The sequence below is a fragment of the Streptomyces sp. NPDC017993 genome (assembly GCF_044328065.1).
Lineage (GTDB): Bacteria > Actinomycetota > Actinomycetes > Streptomycetales > Streptomycetaceae > Streptomyces.
In genome coordinates this window covers 1-6,535 of sequence record NZ_JBIRGO010000055.1, presented here as the reverse complement: position 1 = coordinate 6,535, position 6,535 = coordinate 1, and the positions used below count along the sequence as shown (strand labels likewise).

The window sequence follows — 6,535 nt, the reverse complement described above, 5'->3', positions numbered from 1 at the left end:
AGCCCTCGCCACCCGCTACGACAAACGAGCCCACCACTACAAAGCCCTGGTCACCCTCGCCTGCCTCCGACTGTGGCTCCCATGACTTTGCGGACCCGCCCTAGGAAGCATCGTGGACGACACCGGCTTCGTGAAGAAGGGCACCACCTCCGCAGGGGCTTGCCGATTGCGCCTACGGGAAGGACTCGCGTCCTCTCCCGATTCGCGATGATCGCAGACGTCAATCTAGTATCTGACCTGCTCATGCCATGTGGTCACTGACACGTACCGAGCTGCCTGGCATGCGCTGAAGTCGTGACAGGTCGACACAAGCAGGGGTGCGGAACCGGATGGGCAGCGAGCTGTCGACAGGGACGGCGGAACTGCGCGCGCAGATGGCCGCGTTCCTACGAGGTGAAGGGGATCCGCAGGCGCTGGTCGAGGCCGCGCAGGGCGCGGAGCTTCTGCTCCCCCTGCTCGGTGAGGGCACCGTGTGGAGTGGCGAGTTGGACGACCTTCGCTGGCTGTTCGCGTTCACCAGCACAGGTGAGATGCACGCCTTTCTGCAGCAGAAGTGGGAGACGGCCAAGCCCGACGAACTGCCCTCCGAACTGGCCCGGTACGTACGCTACCTGCGCGTGGGCGGTGAGGAGCTGTTGCAGGAGCTGCTTCCTGAGCTGGTGGAGCGGGATCGGGTTCCGATGGGGGTCGTGGTGGACGTGTCCTCCGGACTTCGCGCCTTCCTGCCACCCGTGTCCGGAATCGTGCCGGATGGGATTGCGCTCGATAGGGAATCCGTCGCCAAGGGGGAGCTTGCCGCATGGTGAGCGGTGGCGATTTCGGGGTCGACCCGCAGATCCTGAAGCAGGTGTCCAAGGGCATCAACGATGCGCTGGACGAGCTGAAGAAGATCACGGATGCGACTGAGGCGTCCACGGGTCAGGGCTTCTCCGATCTGTCGGTGTCGCCGACCGTGATGGGGCACTCCGATGCTTCTCAGATGCTGGACGACTTCGCCAAGCGTTGGGGCTGGGAGGTCCAGGCGCTCCTGGACGAGGGCGATGACGTGGCCGGGACGTTGGATCTGAACGCGGGCTACTACGAGGAGGCGGAAGAGTACGGCACGGACGTCCTCAAGGACGTTGTGCTGTCCGCGACTGCGGACCCGACGCTGACCTCGGAGAAAGCGGAGAAGATGTCCTGGAGCCAGGTGGGCGGCAAGATCAAGGACGCCTACACCCCCGACTACTCCATGGACAGTTTCAAGGACGCTTCCCAGGAGAGCCGGAAGAACCTCTCCAACGCCTGGACGGACGTCACTGAGACCGGAGTGACCGGGGGCCACATCGGGGTGGCGAAGGCCGTTGGCTCCGCACCCTTCAGCGGTGACGACGACGAGCAAGACGCCGACACTGCGGCGAAGGGGGAGTGATGGGCCTCTTCGACGATCTGGACCGCGCCACCCAGTCGGCCCGCGACACCTTCGCCGACGGGGTGCAGACCGTCGCCCACGGTACTTCGAAGCTGCTTGATGAAGCGGGCGCACACGACTGGGCGGACAAGGCCGACGCAGCCGGCTCCTGGGCGGCCAACGAGCTGGGTGCCCAGACCCGCGAGCTGGAGCTGAACGAGACCGACGACCCCGCCCTGCTGCTGCACGGGGACGCGAGCAGCATCCGTAAGTCCGCCGGGAACGTGAAGAAGTTGGGCGCGGCCTTCGAGCGTACCGGCTCTGCGCTGCGGAAGATGGATCCCTCGGACTGGCACGGACAGGCCGCTGACCGCTTTCGCGAGAAGGTGCAGACCCACCCCAAGCGCTGGCTGACCGCCGCCGACTCGTTCGAGGACGCGGCCGCTGCGCTGGATCACTACGCCGACACGGTCGAGTGGGCGGGTAAGCAGGCCCGCGAGGCGGTCGAGCGGTGGAAGCAGGCCCAGAAGCAGACCGCGGCGGCCGTGGAGCAGTACAAGCGCAAGGTCGACGACTACAACCAGCAGGCCGACGCCGCCGAGCACCAGCCTCCGCAGGAGCCGGGCCCGTTCCACGACCCCGGCACCGAGGGACGCAAGTCCGCAGAGCACCTGCTCAAGACAGCCCGCAGCCAGCGCGACAGCGCCGGCACCCAACTGGCCGCGAAGCTCGCCCGAGGCACCTGCCGGGCACCTGCCGAGCCCCAAGGCCTTGACCGCATAAAGCGCGAAGCCGGCAACATGGTGAAAAACCAGCTGGTCGGGGCCGAGCACCAGCTGGGCGGCATCATCAAGACCGGCACCTCGTTGCTGCGCCTGGTCCGCACGGTCAACCCCCAGGACCCCTACAACCTGACCCACCCGGCCGACTACGCCACCAACCTCACCAGTGTCGCAGGCGGCCTGATTCACACTGCCAACCACCCCACCGAGCTGGTCAAGGGCTTCATCGGCGAGGGTTGGGGCACCGACCGCAACCAGGCCATCGGCGCCTTCGCGACGAACTTCGTCGGCGGCGGAGGCGCCGTGAGCAAGGTCGGAGCCAAGGCCGCCGCCCACGGCATGGAAAGCGCTGCCGCCAAAGACGCCGCCAAGACCGCCGCAAAGGACTCCGCCGGCGTCGCCGGGCACGGCGATGACGCGGCCGACGCAGCTCGGCATGCCGATGATGCGGCAACGCATTCCGATGATGTGGCCGAGCGCGCCGATGATGGGGGCGAGCGCCCCGATGACCCCGCCGGGGCGGGCAGGGATCTGGACCCGGACGACCCTCGCAGCCTCCCCGCAGCCGTAGACAAGAGCGTCGACATCGACAGCATCAGCCACAAGCCGGTGTGGCGCGAAGACCACGAGCCGCTGTACCGCAACGACAACCGCCATCCCGAGGAGATCTTCGACCAGGGCTTCCATCCACGCGACTCGTCCAACGCAGACCTTTATGGCTATGTGGAGGGCAACCAGTCGTCGGCCTTTGTGGGCACCACCAAGGACGCCGATGCCGACTGGCTGACCAAATACCGGTACGAGGTGGATGCTCCCGGCGGCATCGACGTCAACCAGACCTTGCCGAACAACAAGTACCGAGGTGAGGAGGAGATCGCCTTCGCCGGGGGCATTGACCGCAGGCACATCAAGGGTGCCTGGGAGATCCTCCCCGGCGGGACCAAGGGAGAATGGATGCCGAACCCCCAATACGAGTCTCATATCCCCAAAAGGCCCGTCGATCCCGCCCCTGAAGCACCGCCCGCCAGTCAACTGCCCGAAGGATGGACCCGATGAGTGGCTACCTGGTCCCCGACCGTTTCGAAGTCCTCGCCTTCAACGGCGACCAGCAGGCCGACGCCGTCCTGCACTGGGAGGGCGAGAACCGCGATTTCACCGTGCTCGCCGACGGCCCTTGGGGGCATGTCACCGGCAGAGCAGATGACTGCTTCGAGGCTCTCACCCACATCCGCGAGCAGATCGAACCCCAGGGGTGGCTCCTGGGTGTCAACGGCTCGCGTCGCGACACCTGGCCCTCCGGGATGTGCCGTGGGACCGGGGGTTTCCTCGTCTACCGCCTCAGGCCCGGCCTTCGCCCCACCAGCGCCGATCGTATCCAGACATTCCAACCCGCACCCCGCGAGACGCTGGCCACTGTCGCCGAGCAGATCGCCTTCGAAGAGCAGTGGAGCCAGTCGCTGTGACCACCCCGGCCGGCCCTGCCCCCACCGTTCCCCCGGTCACCGAGGCTCTGCGCGCCCAGGCCGCACAGCAGTGCGGCGGCTACGTGTACGCGATCGACCCGTACTTCGACCCCAACGGCGCCGTCCCCCCGTACGGCATCGTCGGCGGCTGGTCCGTCGGCAGCTCCGGCCAGCTCGTTTCCTTCAAGCACAACCCGAACTACCGCCCGTCGCCGATGGCGTTGGAGTTCCCGTCCCCTGTCACCGCCCTGGACGAAGCCCTGCAGCGCGCCGTCACCGGGTATGGCAGCGAGCAGGAACTCCTCGCGGCCTTCCGCGACGCCACGCTCATCCTGTTCACCCAGGAGGGGCAGACCGGCCTCTACACCATCGTCGAGGACGACGGCAGCCGCTACATCCCGGCCTTCACCCACCCCACCCACGCCCCCGACACCTGGCACCAGTGGCAAGAGACCACCGGCCATCACCTCGCCGCCACCGGCCTCCCGATCCGCCTCAATCCCGGCCACCGCATCAGCCTGACCATCCCGGGCGAGGCCGGGAATCAAGTCGGTGGCGAGAAGGCCGGCCCCAACTCTTCGCCCTCCACCTCGTCCTTCGGCCTCCCCGAGGCCCTCGTGGATGCCCCGCTGCTCGCCGCCGGCCTGCTCGCGGCGCTCGGCCGCCGACGCCGCACGGCCCTGTGGCAGTCCGCCATGGGCGCCAAGGGCCGCCGCGCCCCGGAGCTTCGCCAGCCAACGGGTGTCGCCGCCGATACCCAAGATGCGCTGCTCGTTGGGGCTGACCCGCAGGCCGTACGCGATCTCGACCATGCTCTGAGGGGACTGGCGTCGGCCTTGACCGTCGAATCGCGCACCCTGCCGACCGTCTACGTTGCCTGGCTCACCGACAGCGAGCTCACCCTCCAGCTCGCCCATCCCGCAGGTAAGCCCCCAGCGCCATGGCAGCTCGGTCAGAACGAGACGTTCTGGCGCATCCAACGGGCCGACATCCCGGTGCACGAAACAGACACCGGCACTGCCGCCCCCTACCCCGGCCTCGTCAGCCTCGGCAGCCTCGACGGCGCGCGCCTGCTGCTGAACCTCGAAGCCGTCCCCGGACTCGTCTCACTCACCGGCACGCACGCGGACCGGAGTGCCGTTCTCACGTCGGTCGCCGCGGAACTCGCCACCAGCGGCTGGTCGGACCCAATGACAGTCACCCTCGTCGGCTTCGGCACGGAACTCACCACGCTCGACCCCACCCGCGTCCGCCACTTCGACGACATCGAAGCCCTCCTGGAAACCATGGACGCTGAAACCCGGCAGCGGCGCGGTGCCCTCGCCACGGCGGGCCACGACTCCGTACTCACCGGCCGCACCGGCTCCGCACAGCAGACCCAATGGGCGCCCGACCTGGTCCTCCTCGCCGCACAGCCGACCGAGGATCAGGCAGCGAAGATCGCCGAGCTCGTTGCCGAATCCGGCCGACTGGGCATCAGCTACCTGGCCGCCACCGAGGAGAACGGCCTGCCAGGCGCGACCTGGAAACTCGAAATCACCCCCGACGGACGCCTCCTGGCCCCACTCCTCGGCCTGGAACTGCAAGCACAGCTCCTGCCCCAGGCCCAGTACGATGCCGTGGTCCAGCTCTTCGCCGGCGCCACACCCGACGACGACCGGGACCCGGACCCCAGCACCCCGCAGTTCATGGTCGACATCACCCCGAGCGGACGACCCGCGGTGTACGCACAGCTGGTCGGCACCTACGAGATCACCGGCCTCGACGCACCTGACGCCGAGCACAGCCCGCTTCTCCACGAGGCGCTGGTCATGCTCCTACTCCATCGCGAAGGAGTGCACCCGCGCGTTCTGGCCTCCTGGCTGTGGCCCCAAGGCGTAACCGAGGATGTCCGTGACCCCCTCATCGAACGGCTGCGAACCTGGCTGGGGAGCGACTCCGACGGAACCCCGCGGCTCGGCACCGACACCACCGGTCGGCTCACCCTCGCGCCGTCCGTCGTCTCCGACCTCGACGTGCTCCGCACCCTCCACTACGAGGCCACCGCGGGCAGAGGCGCAAGTAACGCACACATACGGGAACGCCTGCTCAACGACGCCCTGGCACTCGCCCGCGGCCCCCTGCTCGCAAACCGCCCACAGGGCCGCTACACCTGGCTTTCCCACGAGATCAGCGAGGTCCAACTGCCCCTACTGGTGGCAGACGTCGCACTGGCCCTGTCCGCCCACCACTTGGAGGCCGGCAATCCGACACCAGCGCTCAACGCCCTCAACACGGCCTTGACCACCACGCCGACGGACGAGCGACTCTGGAACGAACTCCTACGCGCCGCACACGCCACAGGCGATGTGGCCAAGCTCGAATCAACAGCAGCATCGCTCATTGCCCGCAATCACGAGCACAGCGGCGGCGCCAGTAGCCTCCCGCCCCGCACCGAGGCCCTCCTCGACGAGCTCTTGCCGTCCTGGCGTGACGCCCAATCTGCTGCAGACTGACGCCCAATCTGCAGCAGACCCGCGCGGAGTGGCTTGGGCACAGCTCGCCGTAGACCACGCTGGAGCACTACGCTCATTTCATGCCCGAGGCAGACAAGCGGGGCCTCTCCGTCATGGACGAGTGGTTCGATCAAGTTCCATCATCGAGCCAAGGTCCGCAATCGAATGTCCCTGAGAAGTCCCTGGGCATCCGAGAGTCCCGAGCGGCCACTGAAACCGCAGGTCAGGGCCATGGTCGGGGTGTACTGCCGGAACGTACGAGGAGTACAAGGTTCTACGCGTACTAGTACTCCAGTTAGAAATCGTTGCCTGAGCTGTTCCTTCTTCGGTAGTGGCAGCGTCGGGCGGTGGCTTGGTGGCGTCTGCGCCAGTGGGACCAGTTCAGAGCATGTATGGCTGGGCCGT

General features: G+C 67.5%; 5 protein-coding genes and 1 pseudogene. All 6 read left to right on the top strand.

Annotated elements, in window-relative coordinates; genetic code table 11:
* Window positions 1-85 (top strand): annotated as a pseudogene (locus ACH4FH_RS38720) (IS5/IS1182 family transposase); the annotation flags it as partial.
* A 244-nt stretch (window positions 86-329) separates the two neighbouring features.
* Window positions 330-806: a hypothetical protein gene (locus ACH4FH_RS38715; protein ID WP_398560675.1), complete on the top strand. Its 477-nt coding sequence runs from the start codon at window positions 330-332 to the stop codon at window positions 804-806.
* Window positions 800-1,411 carry a hypothetical protein gene (locus ACH4FH_RS38710; RefSeq protein ID WP_398560674.1) on the top strand — a complete coding sequence of 204 codons (612 nt, stop codon included), beginning with the start codon at window positions 800-802 and terminating at the stop codon, window positions 1,409-1,411. The genes ACH4FH_RS38715 and ACH4FH_RS38710 overlap by 7 nt, the downstream gene beginning before the upstream one ends.
* On the top strand, window positions 1,411-3,228 hold the full coding sequence (locus ACH4FH_RS38705; RefSeq protein ID WP_398560673.1) for a putative T7SS-secreted protein: 1,818 nt from the start codon (window positions 1,411-1,413) through the stop codon (window positions 3,226-3,228). Before ACH4FH_RS38710 ends, ACH4FH_RS38705 begins: the two co-directional genes overlap by 1 nt.
* A complete protein-coding gene (locus ACH4FH_RS38700; protein ID WP_398560672.1) occupies window positions 3,225-3,635 on the top strand; it encodes a hypothetical protein in 411 nt (136 codons plus the stop codon). Before ACH4FH_RS38705 ends, ACH4FH_RS38700 begins: the two co-directional genes overlap by 4 nt.
* The gene (locus tag ACH4FH_RS38695; RefSeq protein ID WP_398560671.1) at window positions 3,632-6,130 is read left to right on the top strand and encodes a type VII secretion system-associated protein; all 2,499 of its coding nucleotides are present in this window, start codon (window positions 3,632-3,634) and stop codon (window positions 6,128-6,130) included. The genes ACH4FH_RS38700 and ACH4FH_RS38695 overlap by 4 nt, the downstream gene beginning before the upstream one ends.
* Window positions 6,131-6,535: the final 405 nt, after the last annotated feature.

Excerpts from the sequence above, each read along its gene's own strand:
- ACH4FH_RS38705 (WP_398560673.1), top strand. The coding sequence starts at position 1,411 with ATGGGCCTCTTCGACGATCTGGACCGCGCCACCCAGTCGGCCCGCGAC.
- ACH4FH_RS38710 (WP_398560674.1), top strand. The coding sequence starts at position 800 with ATGGTGAGCGGTGGCGATTTCGGGGTCGACCCGCAGATCCTGAAGCAG.
- ACH4FH_RS38700 (WP_398560672.1), top strand. The coding sequence starts at position 3,225 with ATGAGTGGCTACCTGGTCCCCGACCGTTTCGAAGTCCTCGCCTTCAAC.
- ACH4FH_RS38715 (WP_398560675.1), top strand. The coding sequence starts at position 330 with ATGGGCAGCGAGCTGTCGACAGGGACGGCGGAACTGCGCGCGCAGATG.